Source organism: Limnobacter olei (genome assembly GCF_029087225.1).
GTDB lineage: Bacteria > Pseudomonadota > Gammaproteobacteria > Burkholderiales > Burkholderiaceae_B > Limnobacter > Limnobacter olei.
In genome coordinates this window covers 54435-75947 of sequence record NZ_JARFJD010000018.1, presented here as the reverse complement: position 1 = coordinate 75947, position 21513 = coordinate 54435, and the positions used below count along the sequence as shown (strand labels likewise).

Genomic DNA, 21513 nt, shown 5'->3' with positions numbered 1-21513 from the left:
CAGTGCCAATCCGACAAATCATCAAGGCTTATTACCGTCAGGAGAAGGCAAACTTTGCTGAAGTGCGGGTGCTGGTTGCATTGCTTTCATGTCCGCCTTTTTAGGGAAAAAACGACAACATTTCTCAGCGACTTCCCTGGATTGTTTCAAACGCCCCCCAATATGAGCATACATACCACCGCAAACCGCAGTTGGAATCAATGCTACGACGCCCAGTGAACCGCTAGTACCACCGACTATCATCCCCGCATCAGTACACGTCATGGATGAAAGCAAACCAGCACCCATCAATGCCGCCGTGAGGTAACCACTGACTTGATAGCACTTTTTGAGTGTTGCCAAAGGCTTCGTTTTCTCAATTGAATCAATTGACGCTTTTTCCTGTGTGATGCAATCCTCATAATTCAAACCCTCTGCATAGGAATCCAGAATGCCTGACTTACAAATAGAGTTGTAATCGTAAGGCTCGGGTACGGTTGGCTGGTCAGCCGATTGCAGCAAACGTCTGTCATTCGGGAAACTCCGAAGACCCGCAGCCTGTGCACCACCAGACAAAGCAAGTGCTAAAACACCCGCGGCTTTGACCAAATGCAACAGACTCGGAGAACGAGCCGATCGACTTTGAGCCGTATGACTACGGGCGTCAACAGGCGATTGAGAGGAAATATTCACGCTTGAAACTGCGGTCATTTGGATGTCCTTTAACGGAGTAGAAAGGACTCCTCGGTAACGTTTTGTTTTAGCGTAGTTCCATTTAATTTAATCAATCAAACTGGATTACTTGAAACAGGTTCGCTCTGCTCCACAAAACTGGCCGCAAGTGTACTCAACAAATAATTCTGTGAATTCATTCGGCGTGCGCCTGTCGGCTTTCGGCGTACATAATTGCCATTGGAGTCCATGGTCCACGCCAAAATGTTGTCGGCCAGTAAAGCCTTCAAACCCTCATCAATTACCCGCTTCTTCAATTTTTTGTCGGTCACTGGCACAGCCAGCTCCACGCGCCGGAAGAAGTTTCGGTCCATCCAGTCCGCACTGGAAATGTACACCTCTTCTTCACCATCGTTGCTGAAATAAAATACACGGCTGTGCTCCAACAATCGGCCAACCACCGAACGCACGGTAATGTTGTCGCTCAAGCCCGGTACGCCTGGGCGCAGCGCACAAACCCCCCGAACAATCAGATCAATTTTCACCCCGGCCTGTGATGCGGCATACAGTTCATTGATCAGGTGTGGCTCCAGCAAGGCATTCATGCGCGCCATGATTCTGCTCTTTTTGCCAGCCTTGGCCAACTCAACTTCCTTGCGTACCGAGATCACCACATTGCTGTGGAGGTTAAATGGTGAATTCCATATTTTGTTCAGCTTTCGGGCACGGCCCAAACCAGTCAGGTGATTGAACACCTCGTGCACGTCATGGCCCAGCGATTCATCGCAGGAAAACAAGCCAAAGTCGGTGTACAAACGCGCTGTTTTTGGGTGGTAATTGCCAGTACCCAAGTGCACATAGCGGCGCAGCATCACCTTGCCTGTTTCAGTTTTTTCACGGCGAACCACCATCAACATCTTTGCATGTGTTTTCTGGCCAACCACGCCATACACAACGTGTGCGCCCACGCGCTCCAGTTTCGAGGCCCAGTTGATGTTGGCTTCTTCATCAAAACGGGCCATCAGCTCCAGCACCACTGTCACTTCCTTGCCACTGCGCGCGGCGGCCAGCAGGCTGTCCATCAGAACCGATTCGGTACCGGTGCGGTAAATTGTTTGCTTGATCGCGACCACATCGGGATCAGTCGCCGCTTTTTTAATGAATTCCAGCACTGGGCTGAAACTTTGATACGGGTGGTGCAACAGCACATCACCTTTTTGAATTGCCTTGAAAATATCGGGCTGCTTCACCAGCGCGTCGGGGCGACCCGGAGCAAATGGCGCAAATTTCAAATCGGGACGATCCACCCAATCAGGCAACTGCATCAGGCGAACCAGATTCACGGGACCATTGACCCTGTACAGGGCCTGTTCGGGCAGTCCAAACTCTTTCAACAAGCGGGCAGTCATGTCAGGCGAAGTTTGATCACTCACCTCAAGGCGCACAGCATCCCCAAAATGTCGTTGCGACAATTCACCCTGCAAAGCCACACGCAAGTTGGTGATTTCTTCTTCATCCACATACAGGTCGCTGTTGCGGGTAACGCGAAACTGGTAGACACCATGTACTTCCATACCTGGGAACAACTCTGGAATAAAGGCCTGCAGAATGGAAGTCAACATGACAAAGCCATGCTCATAACCCGACAAATTGGAGGGCATGCGAATAAGCCTTGGCAAGGCCCGAGGTGCCTGAACAATGGCCACATTCGATGCACGCCCGAAAGCGTCATGGCCAGTCAGCTCGACTGCAAAATTCAGCGATTTGTTCAACACACGCGGGAACGGGTGTGCCGGGTCCAGTCCAATGGGCGTTAACACGGGTAACACTTCATGCCTGAAATACTGGCGCGCCCAATGCGCCTGCTCTTCATTCCAGGTGGCAAGGGTCATCAGGGCGATGCCCTCGTCCCGCATGGCGGGCAATACTGATTCATTGAGTAAACGGTATTGCTGCTCCACAATTTCTTGTGAGGCCACTGAAACCTTGTGCAACGTTTCAAGGGCGCTCAACCCGTCTTTGTCTTTGAATTCCGGGTTTTGCCGGATTTGTTCCTGCAATCCCGACACCCGAATTTCAAAAAACTCGTCCATATTGCTGGACACAATACACAGGTATTTCAAACGCTCCAGCAATGGCACGCTTTGGTCTTCTGCCATGGCCAAAACCCGGCGGTTAAAGGCCAAAACGCCCAACTCGCGGTTCAAAAACAATTCTTTGTTGGGTGCTACGTCAGAGACAGCGGCTACTTTCAAGCAATACTCCAAGTGTGGGTGCGTTACCCTTGATGGTATTTCAAAATTGTGACAAACATTTGAAAGTGGTCAAATGGCTACAAACAAAGCCAGTGTGCTGCATTTGTGGCATCCTAGCGCCTGACCTGAAACACAGAACAAACAATGTCCAAGCAACGCCAGTTGATTGCCGCCGTAGACATGGGTTCGAGCAGCTTTCGCATGATTGTTGCCCGGGTAGAAGAACTCAACGGTCAATCTCAGATTTACATCATCGACACCCTGCGCGAACCCGTTCGTTTGGGCGCGGGCCTGAACGCCCAAAAGTACCTGGACGATGCTTCCCAAGAACGCGCCCTGGGTGCACTGAGCCGCTTTGGCGAACGCCTGCGTTCATTCAAGCCGGGGGAGGTACGCGCCGTGGCCACCAACGCCGTGCGTGTGGCTCGAAATGCTGTGGAATTTATCGGCAAGGCCGAGGCTGCCCTTGGCTTCCCGATTGATGTCATTTCAGGCGTGGAAGAAGCTCGATTGGTGTACTGCGGCGTGGCCCATCAGTTGCCAATTGGCCAGGGCAAACGCCTGGTGGTCGACATTGGCGGTGGCTCTACTGAATTCATCATCGGTGAAGACTACGAACCCGAGGCCATGGAGAGTTTGTACATTGGCTGTGTCAGTACGGCTCAACAGTACTTTGCTGACGGCAGCATCAGCCCCCGAGCCATGAAAAACGCAGTCATGGCAGCCCGCAAGGAAGTGGCTGTATTGCGGCGGCAAATGCTGGACATGGGCTGGACCCACGCCATTGGGTCTTCAGGCACGGCCAGAGCCCTGGCTGAAATCTGCATCTCAAACGGATTCACGCAACATGGCATGTCCGCAGAGGGTTTGCGTTTGATTCGTGAACACGTCACTGCGGCTGGGCATCTCGACAACATCACATTAGAGGGATTGAAAGTGGATCGCCTGCCGATGATGCCAGGCGGACTGGCCGTGATGAGTGCAGTATTCGAAGAACTTGAAATCGAACACATGGATGTGACCGACGGCGCGCTGCGCCAGGGTTTGCTCTATGACATGTTGGGCCGCCAGCACAACGAAGACATGCGCGAAATTACAGTGGCGCAGTTTCTTCACCGATACAAAATTGACAGCAAACATGCTGGCAAAGTCAAAGTACTTGCCGAGTTGTTGTTCAAGCAACTGATGAAGCAACTGCCCGAGTTGAAAGAACAACTGCCCATGCTGCATTGGGCAGCCATGTTGCATGAAATTGGCTTGTCGATCGGTCACAACGGCCACCACAAACATGCGGCATATATTCTCAGCAATGCCGACATGCCCGGGTTTTCAAAACGGGAACAACAGCTGCTATCCACTTGGGTATTGGCCCACAACGGGAAACTGGGCAAGGTCAGCGACATTGCCAATACTGCTGTTCATTGGGCCGCGCCCATGTGCTTGCGCCTTGCAGCGCTTTTTTTGCGCCGCCGGGAGGTAGAGGCATTGCCTGAACTCAAAGTGAAACTGCTTGAACAAGGCATTCAAATGAGCGTGCCGAAAAACTGGCTGATCACCCACCCCTTGACGCAATACAGCCTTGAAACCGAGGTTGAACAGTGGCAAAGAATCGGACTGCAACTTGAATTACTGACCCGGCGCTAGGCCAGGTCAGACTCAGAACTCAGATGAATCCAAAGTGCCTTGCATAACGCGGGCTCATTCGGTCGATTGACAACAACATCATGAAGTCGGCGGTGTTGAAATCCGGATCCCAGGCTGGCTCGCCACACACCACTGCGCCAAGGCGCAAGTAACCCTTCACCAAGGGTGGGGGCTCAATTTCCACATCGCAACGCAAGCGTTCAACAGGCAAGCGGTTCTTGGGGAATACCTGGCAACTGGCTTCGGCCAGGTGTGGCTCAAGCTGCTTGAACAGGCTAGCCGCCTGGTGGCCCCCATCGCGCAGGCTTACGCTTGCGCAACCAATCAGGTGTTTGTAGCCGCCCAATTTCATGTATTGCGCAATACCGCTCCACAACAACATGATGGCAGCGCCATTGCGGTAATCGGGGTGTACGCAGGAGCGGCCTACTTCCACCGTTGTTTTGCGAAGCCGTTCAATGCGATTCATGAAAAACTCGGTTTCCGAATACCAGCACTTCAGGCGCGCAGCGTTTTCTGGCGCAAGAATGCGGTAGGTACCCACCACCTCGCCGGTTTGGCTGTTTCTTACAAGAAGGTGATCACAGTAGGCATCAAACACATCATGATCAATCCCGTTACTACCCAGATCTGCACCATATTCTTCAGAAAAAATATTGAAACGTAGTTTTTGGGCTTCCAGCACCTCAGCAGCTGTTTTGGCCAGACAAACCTCCAACGAAGGGGCTTGTGCACGCGCGGGCGTACTTAGGTACAAGGCATTTCTCAAGGCATCTTGCTTGGTGACATCGTGCTTGATCGCTTCCATCCAAGGGTCCATTTGTCATTTCGATGACACGAAATGTACGGACTACATGTGACAGAGCTATAAAAGAAATATGAAGAAAAGGTGACTGAACTGAAAATGTTGCTTGACAAGCCTGAGGAAAAGCCTAAACTGGCTTCAGCAAAAAAAATTTGGCGCTACTTCAGGTCAGTTCAATTCAGGCAAACCGCTTAAGCAATAGTTCTGTTTCTCGAATTTCACCCAGTTTTTTAGCTATTTTGTTCAATTCAGAAATCCAGGATATTGCTATGTCTGATACCGTAACCGGTCAAGTTAAATTTTTCAACGAATCCAAAGGCTTTGGCTTCATTTCCCGTGAAAACGGTCCTGACGTGTTCGTACACTTCAGCGCCATTCAGGGCAACGGCTTCAAAACCTTGGCTGAAGGCCAGAAAGTGTCTTTCACTGTGACTCAAGGTCAGAAAGGCCCACAAGCTGAAAACGTAACAGCGCTGTAATACTCGCGCCTACGTGAAAAAGCCGCCTCAGGGCGGCTTTTTTTATGCCCACTGCACGGCTTTTCTCTTGCTTCCAGCCAATTCAAGGGGCCGTGCTACATTGCCACTCCACCCTTCGATATAACAAGCGCCTTTTGCAGCGCCCATCAAAATAGCGGCAGGTATAGCTACCACCAGCATTTGTGCGGCCGTGCTAATAATGGAAATTCCCAAGCTGAAAGACCCAAGCGGTATGTTTAGCGGAAACTTTACTTTGGTTCCTGCCTCGGGCCCACCGAAAGCCACGCCATTGCCAGCTGCGAGAGAGAGTATCAAGAACGCATCGACAGCTGCCCAGATCGAACTGGCGATTGCCCTGCCAATGCTGAAGCTGGTTACACGGGAGTTGGGCCGTTTCAGCGCGGCTTCGGTGAGGTATCCCGCCAGCTTGGCGATTGGGCGAGTCAGTTGGTAGTTAAGAGACAACAATACACCGTGGTTAAAAACCCGCAAGCCCTCTGAGAACCTGGCCAAGCCACGGGTTAAAGGCCCATATTGGTGCGCGTTGTTCAGCATGTTCTCTGCGCTGTAACGCAGTCCTGTCGCTGGGTGTTTTAACACAGAGCCTGAATCCTGTGTGTCTTTCCGTGCACAAGCAAGCACGTTGAGCAAATTACCAGTCCCCCTCAAAACAAGTTTTCGAAAACTTTCTGCCCCACTTTCAATGTGATGGCGCATGTCCTTGAAGTTGTCATGTGGATCGGCATGAATGGCAGAATGCTCAATCAGATTGGTCAAAGCGAGAAAATGATTCTCACGGGCCAACAGTTCGGCTTTGTCAGACTTGGGATCCAGAAAACGGCCCTGCGTACTGCCCGAGGGGCTAAATTCCGTCAGATAAGACCCAATCGTCTTTTCAATGGCCTGCTTGATTTGCACTTCATTTTGCCTTCCATGAACATCGTTCAACAAACGATCCAGAAGAATTGGAGTTCCCTCGGCCGTACGATGGTTCTGCCCAATTTTTTGGCACAAAGCCCTTGAAAGCACAGCAACCGCACCGGGTTTGTTGTTCACGTCGTTGAGCAACAGATAAATTCGGTGAAGGTGCTTGTCCTTGTTGAACTGAATCAGGTTTGTTATCGCACTACTCAACTTCGATTTGGAACCGACCATGCAACTGCTTGCCCCCAAGGCCAGCGATACCAAAGCAGACACCGCGGATATGGCACTGAAGCTACAAGCCAGCGCGCGCATGTCGGTTTGCAAAGCCTGTTTCACATTGTTGAAAACCCTGTGCATGCCCTCAATGAATACCCCCCGGGAGAAGAGCGCAACAATACCCGCGACCACAGGCAATACCGCAAGAACACGCAATTGGCTTGTAAATGATTTGTCATCGCGCTTTGGCGTAAACAATATTTTGCTGACCTTGAGCAACAGCCCGGTGGGTGCTGCACCCAGCTCGGTAACCCCATTGGCGTAATGGGCCCATCTGGAAAGCTTGACTGCGCGTTGATCCTGTTTGGACAAACCAAACCTTGGGTCACGCAGTTGCGGATTAAACCGTAAATTGTCTTGCCTGTAAAAACGCGCCTTGACCAAAGGGCTGTCTGAGACATTCGCCGGTTTACCCTCAAGTGTGCATTTGTAATGTTCCGAGAAAAGTGCAGCCGACACTCGCTGGCTGCTTTCATAAGCCGCCCGGTGATAGCGCTGGTCTGCATTGTTACCCTCAACCCAGGCCCTTAGCCTGGATTGCCAGCCTGTGCGAACCAGTTGCCCATTGCCCAGCGATTTGTAATTCGCCTTGCGAATGGTGTGAGCCCGGCAATTTGGCAAAGAGAAATTGTCTGTCGCAGGTGAGAATTTTATTTCAACAGGCGCAACTGCGTGTGTATGGGTTAAAACCAATGGTGGAGGACCAGCCATTTCGACTTCCTTTGCTTGAATTCAAGACAAGGACTGACAGTGTTTTTTTATTAAGGTGACACGAATCAAGCCAGCTGGCAAAAACCAGAGCTTCCACTCCCTCACATGAGGGATAAAACATCATTCAAATTACGACCGGTGGCCATGGGTTCCACGTCCAGCCTTTCCAAAGGCAAACCGGCGCGATTCACCCACAGCGTTGGAAGACCAAACCAGGTGGCTCCGCACGCATCCCAACAATTGCTGGAAACGAACAAGGTTTCCGAGGCCTTTGCGCCGAAGTGATTCAAACCCATTTGATACACAGCGCTGTGAATTTTGAAAGTTTGCAGCGCATCGACTGACAACACCGCATCCAGCAGGTCCTGAAAGTTGGCACCACGCACGGCCACATTTAACATTTCCGTATTGCCATTGGACAGAATCGCAGTTTTGATGCCGCGGCTTTTCAATGCCTGCAACACCGCCCTGTTTTCAGGGTACGCAGCCAGGCTTGAGTACACATTCAGCAGCCGACGTTGCCGCTCCTCCGTCAAATCGAGCTTGAGTGCCTCGCAGGCATAACGCAAGGCATCAATAGTGATGTCCCAAAAAGGCTTGTAGCGCCCCGCCATGGCGCGCAGGCGGGTGTATTCAATTTGTTTATCCCGCCACAACACCGAGAGGGCCGAACCGTGCCCGGGGAAAATCTGCTCGGCAGTGCTTGAAACAGAATACACATCGAACAAGGTGCCATAGGCATCAAACAGAACCAATTTTGGAGTCGCCATTCCTTACACCCCGCCCTACAGTTTGAGTAATCTTTAGTTTATTGAATAAAACCACGATACTCTTCCAATTAATTGAAGACATTTTTACTTTTTAAGCAAAAGCATGGACCACTTTAAACAAATCACGACCTTTGCTGCGGTGGCGACCAAAGGCAGCCTTTCTGCCGCAGCCAGAGAAGAAGGTGTGGCGCCAGCCGTCATTAGCAGACGCCTGGATGCACTGGAGGAGCGGCTAGGTGTCAAGCTGTTGCTTCGCACAACACGGACCTTGAACCTGACCTATGAAGGTTCGGCGTTTCTCGAGGACTGTCAGCGAATATTGAACGACCTGTCCAACGCCGAGGCCAGTGTCAGCCTAGGCGGCATCAAGGCCAGCGGGCACCTTCGCGTGTCTGCACCTGGCGGGTTCGGTAGGCAGCATGTGGCCCCCCTCGTGCATGACTTTGTACGTGAGCACCCTGAAGTAACCGTGTCACTGGATCTGTCAGACAGGGTTGTTGATTTGTTGAATGAAAACATGGACTGCGCTGTAAGAATTGGGGTGCTGCCCGACTCCAGCCTGGTGGGTGTGAAACTGGCTGACAACCAGCGGCTGGTGGTTGCCACGCCCACCTACCTTCAACGGCACGGCAGGCCGCAGCATCCGAGTGACCTGGCCAATCACAACTGCCTGAACCTGGTAAGCTCGGGCGCTCCGAGTGGCTGGCTGTTTACCATCCAGGGTGAAGCCACCCCCATCAGGGTGAGCGGCAGCCTTGCATGCAATGACGGTTCGTCCATTCTCGATTGGGCCTTGAACGATGCGGGCCTGGCCTGGCGCAGCCTCTGGGAAGTACAACAACACCTGCGCAGTGGCAAGTTGGTAACCGTGCTGGACGATTTTATTGCGCCACCCAATGCAATTTACGCGGTGTTTCCCCAAAGGAAGCACCTGCCCCTGCGCGTGCGCTTGTGGATCGATTTTCTCAAGCACCGCTACAGCATTGACTCTTACTGGAATACGTGAAACTTGAGTGCAATAAACCGCGAAAAGGCCCCTTTAATCCACAAATTGATGCGCAGGCAGGTGTAACAAAATAGCTGTGGGGTGATATGCCCCAAAGAATCAGCTCCCCTTTTTCCACTTGCCACAGGTCGTGTCAGTTGACTACAAGCAAAATCCGATATCAATGGATTCTCGCCGCAGCCATGCTCTGCGTGCTCGGCCTTGCCTTGCTTGCAATGGCTGCTGCTGACCTACGCCGTATCAATGATTCGGCCGAACAAAATACCCAAACCCAGCTTCGATTGCTTCACGATATTTTGCACGATGAGTTCAGTGCAATTGTCCGGTCATTTGATGAAGCAACCCTCCAGCTGTCAGACAACATTGAAGTCAACAACAACGTCAACATTCACAAGCGACTTGAATTGCTGAAAAGTGCGCTGCCCGCCATGGAGACCATTGTCGCCCGGGATTCAGTCGGCAATATTCTGGGGCAAACCGGGGTAGACCGCGACTTGATCAACACCAAAGCCGATTTCACCCGAAATGCACGACTGCTTCGCAACGAAAGGCTGGTTTCTTTTTCACAAACCTTCAATGAAAGCAGGCAGCTGGTGCTGGTTGTCAACTACCAGGTTAAAGACAATCAAGGCGAAATGCTGGGTGTTATTCAAGGTCGACTCAATTCGAGGTACCTGGAGCGCAAAGTGGCCTCGCTTCAACTTGGCGAACACATGCGCAGTGGTATTGCGTTTAAAGATGGTACGGTGCTGCTTGTGCAACCTGAGTTCAGAGAAATCGTAGGCAAACAACTGCCTTATTTCGAGTCCCTCCAGACGCTTGCAGATCAAACGCAGGCGGCAGGCAATTTGATTGAACTCGGCTTGTTCAAAGATCATTATTTCGCAAGTCTGTCACTGGCAAATTCCGACCAGTTGAATACACCCATTCCCCTGTACCTGATCACCTGGGCCGATGCAGCGCCCATGAAAGCACAGTGGCGAGAGCAAACCATTAGCCTTTTTCTGGGTTACCTGGCCTTTTGCATACTCGCAGTGCTGATGGTGAAGGCCAGCATGACCTATCAGGCCCAACAGGTGTTGGCGAGGGAAAAAGCCAAGGCTGACCAGCAATTCAACGATGAACGCTTTCAACTGGCCACCGAGAGCGCTGGTATTGGCGTTTGGGAATACAACATTCAGGACAAGTTCATTCGCTGGGACAGCGCCATGCGCAAAATTTACGGCGTAAAAGATGAACAGGAACTGGTGTCCTATAAAGAGTGGCTGCGTTACGTACTGCCGGAAGATGTCAACAAACTGGGCACGGTGTTACTCGAAGCCTCGAAAAATCAGGACACATTCCAATTCAACTTCAACATTCGTCGGGCAAGTGACGGGCGTATTCGCCACATACAAGCCCGTGCAAAAACCCACAGAAACGCCAAAGGAATTCCTTTCAGAATGATTGGGGTGAATGTGGATGTGACTGTACAACGTCAATTTGAAGATGCCTTGCGCGAGGCAGAAGCCCGATTCCGTTCCTCGTTTGAATGGGCGGCAATTGGCATGGCCATGCTGGACTTCAAAGGTCAATTCCTGCAAGTCAACAAAGCATTGTCAGAAATCCTGGGATATAGCGAAGAGGAGTTGCTGGGCTTTAGTTTTGATGCGATTACCCACCCGCAAGACACCATGCAACACACCCACCTGGTACGCGATGTACTGAAGGGACGCCGCCACAACTACCAACTTGAAAAACGCTACATACACAAAGAAGGACATGTGGTGTGGGTGCATCTTTCGGTGTCAGCTGTACGTAATGACAAAGGCCGGGTGATCTACTTTATTTCCCAAATCCAGGACATATCTGAGCGCAAGCGCAACGAAGCAACTCTGATTGAGCGGGAACACTTTCTGCGAACCCTGTCTGAATGCTTACCGGGATTGGTGTCGTACTGGAGCACTGATTTGCGTTGCCATTTCGCCAACCGCAACCATGAAAAATGGTCGAGCATTCCAGCAGACAAAATGCGTGGGCAACACATGCGCAAGGTGCTGGGTGAAGAACTGTTCATTCATGACCACCACTATGTGCTGGGCGTACTGAAAGGCGAAAAGCAGCGTTTCGAACGCAGAAAACCACTGCCATCTGGCGGCTATGCCGACATGTTGGTGCATTTGATTCCAGATGTGCTGTACGGCAAGGTTGAAGGCTTTTTCTCGATTTCAACCAACATTACCGACTTCAAGGCGCAACAACGTGAACTTGAACGAATCAACCATGTGTTGACCGAGCGCACCCAACAAGCTGAAGCAGCAAGCAAGGCCAAAGGTGCATTTTTGGCCAACATGAGCCATGAAATTCGCACGCCAATGAATGCGATCATGGGCTTGCTGCAATTATTGGAAGACACCGACCTGCAGGCCAAACAACGCGACTATCTCAGCAAAATTGGTTCCGCCGCTGATGTATTGCTGAACGTTTTGAACGATATTCTGGACATTTCAAGGGTTGAAGCCAATAAGCTGGAACTGAGCCACAATCGTTTTCTGCTAGACCAGGTACTTAGCAAGGCCACTGATTTATTTGCTTACCGTGCAGAAGAAAAAGCGATTCAGCTGTACTGTACCAAAGATGCAAACTGCCCAGTCAGCCTGAAAGGTGATCGACTTCGCTTGGCACAAATTCTGAACAACCTGTTGTCCAATGCTCTGAAATTCACAGAGAAAGGACGCATTCATTTGCAGGTACAAAGCGTAGCCGACGGCAAACAACTTCAATTTAGTGTGAAAGACAGCGGCATTGGCATGAACGAGGAGCAATGTGAAGCACTGTTCAAGCCTTTCAGCCAGGTGGATGACAGTTCATCGCGCCGCTACGGTGGGGCTGGACTGGGCCTGTCGATCTGCAAAAACCTTGTTGAATTGATGGGGGGCAAGATTTGGGTTGAAAGCAAGCCAGGCGTGGGCACAACCTTCCACTTCACGGTCGATTGTATTGAACCCGAATTCACGGTCAGGGTAGAAGATCAACAGGCCTTGAAATTGCAAACGCTGGCAGCACCCGCTGATACCGGACCAGCAGTTCCACCGATGTTGAACAAGCGTGTGCTGGTGGTGGATGACCACAAACTGAACCGAATGGTAGCCTCGGAGATGTTGAAAAAATGGGGTGCCCAGGTACACCTAGCGGAAAACGGCAAGGAAGCCGTGCAAGCGTGCGTTTCTGAACGCTACGACATGGTGTTGATGGACCTGCAAATGCCGGAAATGGACGGCTATGAAGCCACAGCCAGAATTCTTGAAGAACTGGGCAATGCGGCACCACCGATTGTTGCTGTAACTGCATCGGCCAGCGAACAGGACCGAATGGACATTCTGAATGCGGGCATGTGCGAGCACGTCATCAAACCATTCAAGAAAGAGACCTTGATTCGGATTCTATTAGACATTCAGGGACAACAGTCCACTCAATCGCTTTAGCGACAAAACCCTCAAAAGGGGAATCCCCCAAAACTAGAGATACTTCACTTTGTGAACATTGGTGATACTTGCTCAACTACAACAAGCAAACCATCACAAAGGAAGTGCCATGTTCAATACAATACGTGCCAAACTGGGATTTGGCTTCGCTCTCGTGATTGCCCTGGGCCTTTTGACAGGTGCACTCGGACTGATTAACGCCAAAGAAATAATGGATGGGGCTCAGGCCAATGAGCACACCCATGAAGTATTGCGTGAAGTTGGACTGGTGCGAGAAAACATGACCAACATTGAAACTGGCCAACGCGGCTTTCTGGTCACCGGATATCCCACTTACCTTGAACCCTACAACGAGGGCAAGAAGGAAATAGACACCCACTTTGACGCAGCAATCAAACTGACCTCGGACAACCCGGCACAAACTGAACGTTTCAATCGATTGAGGGAAATGTACTCGAACTGGCTGAATCTATCGATTGAAAAAACCATCGCTCTACGCCAATCCCTGAACAATCAGGAGATTGATCAGACTGAATTCATGAATCGATTCATTTCGTTATCAGGCAAGCCAATCATGGACAAAATGCGTGAACTGATTGGACAGATTGAGCAGGAAGAACTGAATTTGCTGAAAGTTCGCACGAAGGCTGCGGAGGCTACCTATCAGACGGCTTTGTGGTCTGTTGCGGCCGCTTTGATTACAAGCTTCGTGGTGGGCGTTTTTGCCACCATCAGTCTGGTCAAGCTGCTTCAAGACAAATTGGGCACTGCAGGCAAACACATCGATGCCTTGGCCAATGGTGAACTCAACAGCCCCATTCGGCATCAGAACAAAGATGAGGTAGACCAATTGTTGGCTGCTCTGGCCACAGCACAAGGCAACTTGAGAAAGTTGATAGACGGCATCCGCCAATCCGCATTTGAGCTCAGCAGCAGCGCAACACAAGTTCAAGAGTCTTCAACAACCATGGCCAATGCGGGTGTAGAACAGGCCGATGCCACTTCGTCGATGGCTGCTGCGGTTGAAGAATTGACCGTCAGTATTTCTCAAATTTCCGAGAATTCAAACGATGCAACAGCCACCGCCAATGCGGCACGCGAATCGGCCGACAATGGCATGGTGACTTTGGGTGAAGTGGTTGCTGGCATTCAGCGCATTGCAAAGGCCGTAGAAACCAGTGCGCAAGCGGTTCAAACACTGGAGAAACAATCGGCAGACATTTCGGAAATCGTATCCACTATCACCGAGATTGCAGACCGCACCAATTTGCTGGCATTGAATGCGGCCATCGAAGCAGCGCGGGCTGGTGAACAGGGTCGGGGCTTTGCCGTGGTGGCGGATGAGGTTCGCAAACTGGCAGAGCAAACCAAAGGGTCTACCGATCGCATCTCCAGCATGGTGTTTGAAATTCAAAACATTACGCAAGGCGCGGTCAAATCGATGGACACCTCAGTGCAGCTGGTTCAGGAGGGCATCAATCAAGCGGATGTAGTGAATACGACAATCCAGAAAATAAAGTCCGATTCAGATCGCGTTTCTGAAGCCATCGCAGCAATTGCAGTGTCCATGAAAGAGCAATCGAATGTCAGCATCGAAATCAGCCGCAACGTAGAACGTGTTGCACAGATGACGGAGGAAAACACCGCCGCCGCGCAGCAGAATACACAGGTGGCTGCTCACTTGTCCGGCGTATCGCAATCGATGATGAATGCAGTCAAGGTATTTAAAACAGAATAAGCCGCATTCCCTGCGCAACTTTAGGGGCAAGTCCTTGTCCATTTGAAGTGGGTGTGTTTAATACGCACTTGCTATCATTAGAAAAAAACCATTAGGACTGCCCCAATCATGCCCCATGATGTCTCCCTGATTGCCACATTGGCATTCGGCTTCGGCCTTGCGCTCATTTTCGGTTTCATTGCAGAAAAACTGAAAGCCCCTGCCTTGCTGGGCTACCTGGTTGCCGGATTCCTGATTGGCCCAGCCACCCCTGGCTTTGTGGCAGACCCCGCGCTGACCAATCAATTGGCCGAGGTTGGCGTGATGCTGCTGATGTTCGGTGTGGGCATGCACTTTTCGCTCAACGATTTACTGGCCGTTAAAAAAATTGCAGTGCCCGGTGCCATTGTTCAAATGGTAGCCGCAACACTGCTCGGCATGGGTGTAGCCCATTTCTGGGATTGGCCCATGGGCCAAAGCCTGGTGTTTGGCCTTGCCTTGTCAGTGGCGAGCACAGTGGTATTGCTGAAGGCACTGGAAGCCCGCGGCATGTTGACCAGTGCAAACGGTCAAATTGCGGTGGGTTGGCTGGTGGTTGAAGACCTGGCCATGGTACTGATTCTGGTTTTGCTTCCGCCACTGGCAGGTTTGTTGAAAGGCGGAACCCTGGATCCAGAGACCAATCTGGTCTTCGACATTGGTTTCACACTGGTGAAGGTGGCGCTTTTTGTGGGTTTGATGCTGGTGGTGGGCAAGCGGGTGATTCCCTGGATGCTTTGGCACATTGCGAAAACGGGTTCCCGTGAATTGTTCACACTCTCAGTCATTGCAATGGCCATCAGTCTCGCTTTCGTTGCCGCAGGGCTGTTCGATGTGTCCTTCGCACTTGGCGCCTTCTTCGCAGGCATGGTGATGCGGGAATCAGAACTGAGCCACCGCGCAGCCGAGGAGTCCCTGCCCTTGCGGGATGCCTTCGCCGTTCTGTTTTTTGTTTCTGTCGGCATGCTGTTTCAATTCGACGTTATTCTGGAATATCCCCTGCGCGTACTCGCTGTGGTGGCCATCATCGTGCTGGGCAAGTCGCTGGCCGCCGGCGCTTTGGTTTTGCTGTTCAAGTACCCGCTCAAGAGCGCACTGGTGATTGCAGCCAGCCTTGCACAAATTGGCGAGTTTTCTTTCATTTTAATTGGGTTGGGTTTGTACTTGGGGCTGGTCGATCTTCAGGTGCAAAGCCTGGTGGTGTCGGGTGCAATTATTTCAATTGCGCTTAACCCGGTTGTGTTCTCTTTGATCCCGAAATTAAATGATGGCATGGTGAAGCGATTCCAGTGGGTTCGCAATTTGAATGCACGCAGCCACAGCATGGAAGAGTTACCTGAACAAACCGATGGCAAGTACCTCGGCAAACACGTTGTGCTGGTAGGTCACACGGAGCTTAGTAAAAAAATTGCCAAGTCACTGAAGAAAAAAAATGTACCCATGGTGATTGTGGACACCAGCCGTGAAGTGGTGGCCAAACTGAGAAAGAATGGACAGGCTGCCGTGTCTGGCGAATATGCAGACCCAGTGACCTTGGTTCAAGCGCACACCACCAACGCAAATAGCCTTGTTATTGCCACTGGCGATACCCCGGGGCTGAGCCAGATGATCGAAAATGCCAAAATGCTGAACCCGGGGATTCAGGTTTTCGTGCAGGCGTACTCGAAAGAGGAAAAACAAATGCTGGGCGCCCTGCCCGATGTACGTGTGTACCGCTGGGAAGACACATTGAGCGATGCCATTGTTCACGACCTCATCAAAACACGACCAGTCGCGTAATGCGAGCAGCAAATAAAAAGCCCGGCAAGTTTCTTACCGGGCTTCAGCACTCGCTGTTGAGCCTTTTGTAAAGGCTCAGCAAGGGGAAAAATACTCTTGATTTGGTTTTTTGAGCTTGTCTCCTCTCCCCCTCCGTCGGTCAATCTATCCACCCCTCCTGGGGTGGGAGACTGCCAAGATTGCCGACAAATTCAGTTCAACCAGCAAATCAGTGGAACTGCTCTTCTTCTGTAGAGCCCTTCAAGGCTGTTACTGAAGAAGCGCCACCCTGGATCACAGTGGTTACATCGTCGAAGTAACCTGCGCCAACTTCCTGCTGGTGAGATACGAAAGTATAACCTTGTTCGCGCGCTGCGAACTCGGGTTCTTGAACCATATTTACATAATGCTTCATGCCTTCGCCTTGTGCGTATGCATTGGCGAACTTGAAGGTGTTGTACCAGTTCACGTGGATACCGGCCAATGTGATGAACTGGTACTTGTAACCCAAGGCAGACAGGTCTTCCTGGAAGGAAGCGATCTGGCTGTCGTTCAGGTTCTTCTTCCAGTTGAAAGATGGTGAGCAGTTGTAGCTCAACAGCTTGCCTGGGTTCTTTTCCAGAACGGCTTGGGCGAATTCGCGGGCGAAACCGATGTCAGGCGTACCTGTTTCACACCATACCAAGTCAGCGTATGGAGCGTAGGCGATACCGCGAGAAATGGCTTGTTCCAGACCGTTCTTCACACGGTAGAAACCTTCAGGAGTGCGTTCGCCAGTCAGGAAAGGCTGGTCGTTTGCGTCGAAGTCAGAAGTCAACAGGTTGGCGGCTTCAGCGTCTGTACGGGCCAGAACGATTGAAGGAACACCCATTACGTCGGCTGCCAAACGTGCAGAAATCAGCTTTTGAATGGCTTCAGCAGTTGGAACCAGAACCTTGCCACCCATGTGGCCACACTTCTTTACAGCGGCCAATTGGTCTTCGAAGTGAACGCCAGCTGCACCAGCTGCGATCATGTTCTTCATCAGTTCGTAGGCGTTCAATACACCACCGAAACCGGCTTCACCGTCAGCAACGATGGGCAGGAAGTAATCAATTGCGTCTTCGGCTTTCATTTTGCCGTCGCAAATGTTCTTCCACTGGATTTCGTCAGCGCGCTGGAATGTGTTGTTGATACGACGAACCATTTTTGGCACTGAGTCATAAGCATACAGAGACTGGTCTGGATACATTGTTTCGGAGCTGTTGCCGTCAGCAGCAACTTGCCAGCCTGACAGGTAAACGGCTTCCAGACCGGCTTTGGCCTGCTGCATGGCCTGGCCAGCAGTGATCGCGCCGAATGCGTTTACGTAGCCTTTCTTGGCTGTACCGTTCACTTTTTCCCACAGCTTTTCTGCACCGCGCTTGGCCAGTGTGTATTCTGGCTGCAGTGAACCACGCAGACGAACCACGTCTTCGGCCTTGTAGCCGCGCTTTACCAGCTTCCAGCGTGGGTTGGTTTCCCAGTCTTTGTTGAGTTCTTGAACCTGTTGGTCAAAAGATTTCATAGTGATGTCCTCAGAGGCGATAGAAAGAAAAAGAAAACGGTTCGCTTGATGGCCTACTTGCGGTGCCCTGCGTGTGCAGCTTCGCGGGTATCACTTGGGCAAGTGGTGTCGATCAGGTGATGAGCCGTATCTTACAGATCATTTCGCAGAGCAACAAGAGTTATATCTTATACAAGACTTTTTTTCGTATTGTTTAAAATCAATTACTTGCGTTAAATTAATCACGATGTGAAATACTTTTTCTCTAAATGAAAAAGAGTATCCACTCTAAATCATGCGGCGCAACCTACTAAAAATGGTTCGTGTGAACATTTTGGCCTTGCCGAACCACTCAAAAAAAATAACCAACGGACATTCACATGACTCGCTCGCTTCCATCCCACATGGTTGGTCAGAACCAATATGGCTTGATCTCATCTACCGCGAACCACAACCATTCAGTTCGGATTGGCACTACGGGGTGCGCGCTTTGCGTGGGCCTGGCCTTGTGGCGCGAGTCCGATGGCAAGGCCTTGGTGGCTCACATACAACCGGATCAATTGCACAAGATTAAAGAATCAGTTGATCGAATTTATCAACTGATTCCGAATCCCAGCAAATTCTTGTGCGTGACGGCCGGCGTGGACAAAAGCACCAATGAAATCGTTGACTCACTGGTAAAAACTTATGGCACGCTGCCCATCGTGAAAAAAGGCTACGATGAAATATCAATAGTTTCTGGCACTGGTGCTATTCGGATAAGTCGAACTTCGTTGATTCAAACCGATGAAACAAGGCCACCGAATTTTTCGACCGGAGACCTGTCCTGAAACAATCAGCTCAAGTCTGTTTCTGAAATCAAAACACCGTCCTCATCCACATACACCCAATTGCCGGGGCGCACAGTGGTGAAGCTCAGCGCCACTTCAATGTTCTCATGCCCAATGCCTCGCTTCTGGCTTTTCATGGGGTGCGCGGCCAGGGCACGAATTCCCACATCGCATTCATCCAACTCGAGGGTGTCGCGCACGCAGCCGTAAACCACAATACCCGCCCAGTTGTTTTTCTCGGCCAACTGTCCCAAATTTCCGCCGACCAGGGCGCAACGCATGCTGCCACCGCCATCAACCACCAATACTTTGCCCTGCCCGTCTTTTTCAAGGGCACTTCGCACCAAGGAATTGTCTTCAAATACTTTCAAGGTGTGGGCTTGCCCCATAAAACTGCTTTTCAAGCCCCAACTTTGAAACATCGGCTCAACAACACGCAAAGTGCCAGCGGCAATTTTGTCTTCATTGGCATCACAAAGGTCGGTGGTAGGGATCATAAAACGCTCCGATAATTAGGTGAATCCGGGTAAATCAATCAACAATAGAAATTTAAGCATGAAATTCAGACACCAAAATTAAGCGCAAGGTTTCAGTGCTGATTTCTGAATTCCCTTGGGGACATACCCTGCCATTTTAAAAATGCGCTGGTAAAGCTGCGGCGATCAGAATAGCCAAGGTTTGCAGCGATGGTTTCAATGTCAAGCACCGAGCCTTTCAACATCTCGCAGGCCAGTTCATGGCGAACAGCCCCCAGAATTTCAGCATACGATTTACCCTCGCTTTTTAGCCTTCGCTGCAAGGTACGGGGGTGCATGTGCAGCACCTCGGCTATCGTCTGTATTGGTTCACTCAGCATACTCAAGCGCGACTTCAAAAGGCGCTTGATTTGTTTTTCAAGGGTTTGCTCCTCAACATCTGGCAACAGGCGGTTCAAAATTACAGCCTGCGCCTTGTGGTGTGCGGAAGGAATGCCGCCCGGCAAAGGCAAATCCAGTGCGGAAGAATCCACCACCAAACGGTTGTTGGCCTGCTCAAACAGCACCGTGGTTTTGAGCACATTCAGATAAGCCGACTCTTGGGTCAACGGCGCGTGACGAAATTCGATGCGCTTGATCAAGTGTGAACCGGGGCTGAGAAGGTGAATAAACTTCAGGACGGCCGACATGGCAGCTTCAACAAATCCGGGCAGGTCTTCGTTCACACCTTCCGGATCGGGTACCTTGATCTCCAGTGCAGCCTCGTCTCCCAAGTCAAGCGTAATGAAGTGCAAATTGGGGTGCAACAGCTTGGGCGACCAGTCCAGCACACGCATGGCCTCTTGCGGGGTTGAAGCGCTGGTCACAAAAGTGGCCAACTCGGGCAAGCCATCGAAGTTGAAAGAATCACCAAACACCAGCGGAAAGTGTTGGCTGGGCTCGCGTGCCTCAACCGCGGAGAACAAGGAACTGAAGCACGACAAAGACATGCGCCGACGTGGGTCCCCGCTCATGTCAATTTCCAGTTTCAGTTCTTGCATCACACTGTTCAAGTCAATGTCGCAGCGCCTTGCAGCATTAGCCAGGCTTGCAAGCATTTGAAAATTGATGGTTTCCACCAAACCTCCTGTGGCGTGATCAGATTAAATCTGTCGCGAATTCTTCCTTTTTTGTCATTTCAAATCATATCGTGTGTTGTGGTGATTCGGTAATCTTTATTCACACAATGCAGCAGGAGGCAGTCATGACAACAACATCGTTCAAAGAAGACATCGTGGTCCGGAAAGATCTGGATTTTGGAATCACTGACAAAGACATCCCTCGCTATTGGATGGGTGGCGACGCATTCAAAACCCGCGTGATTGATGGTGTTCAAATGAGTTTTCCGGACGGCGAGCGTTATTTCATCTCGAGCGTGCGGAATTTCAAAGACAAAATTACCGATCCTGATTTGTTGAAAGCAGTGAAAGACTTTTCCTTTCAGGAAGGTCAACACGGCAAAGTGCACACCGACTACAACAAGCGCCTGAAAGAGCAAGGTGTGCCCGTGGACAAAATGTTGCATGTGATTACGAAGATCATGAACCGCCGTTTGCAGGTGCTTTCGCCTGAATACAACCTGGCCATGACCGCAGCGCTGGAGCATTTCACGGCCATGATGGCCGAGATGTTTTTTGCCCGCAAAGAAGTGATGGCCGGCGCAGATCATCGGGTTCGTGCCATGTTGGCTTGGCACGCCATTGAAGAAATGGAACACAAGGCCGTGGCATTTGATGTCATGCAGAAAGTGGCCAAAGTAGGTTACTTCAAGCGAAGCCTTGCCATGGCCCACGCCATGTTCAACTTCACATTGCACACTCTGGTATTCACTTGGATCATTTTGGGCACCGATGGTTTCAAGGGCTGGACCCGGTTCAAAATGTACTCGAAAGGCCTGGTGTGGCTGTTGGGTCCCAAAGGGCTGTACAGCAGCCTGCTGCCCAAATTGTTGAACTACTTCAAACCAGGATTTCACCCCTGGCAAGACCCCACTGTTCATAACTATGGGATATGGCTTGAAACCTTTAACAAGACAGGCAACCCGGTCGCGGCTGGTGAAGCGATGTACGCTGCGGCGCATTGACAGGGAGAAACTAAAACCCGAGGCATGAACTTTTTCAGCCTCGGGTAACACAAAAAGGTAT

At 51.0% G+C, this 21513-nt stretch carries 16 protein-coding genes; 8 read left to right on the top strand and 8 right to left on the bottom strand.

The window, feature by feature from the left end:
- Positions 1-21 precede the first annotated feature (21 nt).
- Together PY990_RS12255 and ppk1 are read right to left on the bottom strand one after the other, a co-directional pair.
- Positions 22-690: a hypothetical protein gene (locus PY990_RS12255; protein WP_275271835.1), complete on the bottom strand. Its 669-nt coding sequence runs from the start codon at positions 688-690 to the stop codon at positions 22-24.
- 77 nt (positions 691-767) lie between these two features.
- Positions 768-2906 carry a polyphosphate kinase 1 gene (gene ppk1, locus PY990_RS12250; protein ID WP_275271834.1) on the bottom strand — a complete coding sequence of 713 codons (2139 nt, stop codon included), beginning with the start codon at positions 2904-2906 and terminating at the stop codon, positions 768-770.
- A 144-nt stretch (positions 2907-3050) separates the two neighbouring features.
- On the opposite strand from ppk1, the gene ppx reads away from it, so the two are divergent.
- A complete protein-coding gene (gene ppx, locus PY990_RS12245; RefSeq protein ID WP_275271833.1) occupies positions 3051-4550 on the top strand; it encodes an exopolyphosphatase in 1500 nt (499 codons plus the stop codon).
- A gap of 19 nt (positions 4551-4569) precedes the next feature.
- Here ppx and PY990_RS12240 read toward each other — a convergent pair whose 3' ends face one another.
- Positions 4570-5370: a GNAT family N-acetyltransferase gene (locus PY990_RS12240; protein WP_008251854.1), complete on the bottom strand. Its 801-nt coding sequence runs from the start codon at positions 5368-5370 to the stop codon at positions 4570-4572.
- A 254-nt stretch (positions 5371-5624) separates the two neighbouring features.
- On the opposite strand from PY990_RS12240, the gene PY990_RS12235 reads away from it, so the two are divergent.
- Complete coding sequence (locus PY990_RS12235; protein WP_008251850.1) at positions 5625-5834, top strand: cold-shock protein; 210 nt, start codon at positions 5625-5627, stop codon at positions 5832-5834.
- Positions 5835-5876: 42 nt separating this feature from the next.
- On the opposite strand, the gene PY990_RS12230 is transcribed toward PY990_RS12235, so the two are convergent.
- The gene (locus PY990_RS12230; RefSeq protein WP_275271832.1) at positions 5877-7745 is read right to left on the bottom strand and encodes a hypothetical protein; all 1869 of its coding nucleotides are present in this window, start codon (positions 7743-7745) and stop codon (positions 5877-5879) included.
- 101 nt (positions 7746-7846) lie between these two features.
- On the bottom strand, positions 7847-8515 hold the full coding sequence (locus tag PY990_RS12225; RefSeq protein ID WP_275271831.1) for a haloacid dehalogenase type II: 669 nt from the start codon (positions 8513-8515) through the stop codon (positions 7847-7849).
- 103 nt (positions 8516-8618) lie between these two features.
- Between PY990_RS12225 and PY990_RS12220 the strand changes: the two genes are divergently transcribed.
- The 4 genes from PY990_RS12220 (at position 8619) to PY990_RS12205 (ending at position 16520) form a co-directional block, all read left to right on the top strand.
- Positions 8619-9521, top strand: coding sequence for a LysR family transcriptional regulator (locus PY990_RS12220; RefSeq protein ID WP_275271830.1), 903 nt, complete (start codon positions 8619-8621; stop codon positions 9519-9521).
- Between the two features lie 137 nt (positions 9522-9658).
- A complete protein-coding gene (locus tag PY990_RS12215; protein ID WP_275271829.1) occupies positions 9659-12985 on the top strand; it encodes a PAS domain S-box protein in 3327 nt (1108 codons plus the stop codon).
- A gap of 109 nt (positions 12986-13094) precedes the next feature.
- Positions 13095-14723 (top strand): methyl-accepting chemotaxis protein, encoded by a 1629-nt coding sequence (locus PY990_RS12210; protein ID WP_275271828.1) that lies wholly within the window; start codon positions 13095-13097, stop codon positions 14721-14723.
- A gap of 108 nt (positions 14724-14831) precedes the next feature.
- The gene (locus PY990_RS12205) at positions 14832-16520 is read left to right on the top strand and encodes a cation:proton antiporter domain-containing protein (RefSeq protein WP_275271827.1); all 1689 of its coding nucleotides are present in this window, start codon (positions 14832-14834) and stop codon (positions 16518-16520) included.
- 208 nt (positions 16521-16728) lie between these two features.
- Here PY990_RS12205 and aceA read toward each other — a convergent pair whose 3' ends face one another.
- Entirely contained in the window at positions 16729-18045 is a 1317-nt protein-coding gene (aceA, locus tag PY990_RS12200) for an isocitrate lyase (RefSeq protein ID WP_275271826.1), read from the bottom strand.
- A 359-nt stretch (positions 18046-18404) separates the two neighbouring features.
- On the opposite strand from aceA, the gene PY990_RS12195 reads away from it, so the two are divergent.
- The gene (locus PY990_RS12195) at positions 18405-18854 is read left to right on the top strand and encodes a hypothetical protein (RefSeq protein ID WP_275271825.1); all 450 of its coding nucleotides are present in this window, start codon (positions 18405-18407) and stop codon (positions 18852-18854) included.
- A gap of 5 nt (positions 18855-18859) precedes the next feature.
- On the opposite strand, the gene rraA is transcribed toward PY990_RS12195, so the two are convergent.
- Positions 18860-19351 (bottom strand): ribonuclease E activity regulator RraA, encoded by a 492-nt coding sequence (rraA, locus tag PY990_RS12190; RefSeq protein ID WP_275271824.1) that lies wholly within the window; start codon positions 19349-19351, stop codon positions 18860-18862.
- A 92-nt stretch (positions 19352-19443) separates the two neighbouring features.
- Positions 19444-20448, bottom strand: a complete 1005-nt coding sequence (locus PY990_RS12185) for an AraC family transcriptional regulator (RefSeq protein WP_275271823.1) — start codon at positions 20446-20448, stop codon at positions 19444-19446.
- Positions 20449-20573: 125 nt separating this feature from the next.
- Here PY990_RS12185 and PY990_RS12180 point away from each other — a divergent pair, with 125 nt between their 5' ends.
- On the top strand, positions 20574-21452 hold the full coding sequence (locus PY990_RS12180) for a metal-dependent hydrolase (RefSeq protein WP_275271822.1): 879 nt from the start codon (positions 20574-20576) through the stop codon (positions 21450-21452).
- Positions 21453-21513 lie beyond the last annotated feature (61 nt).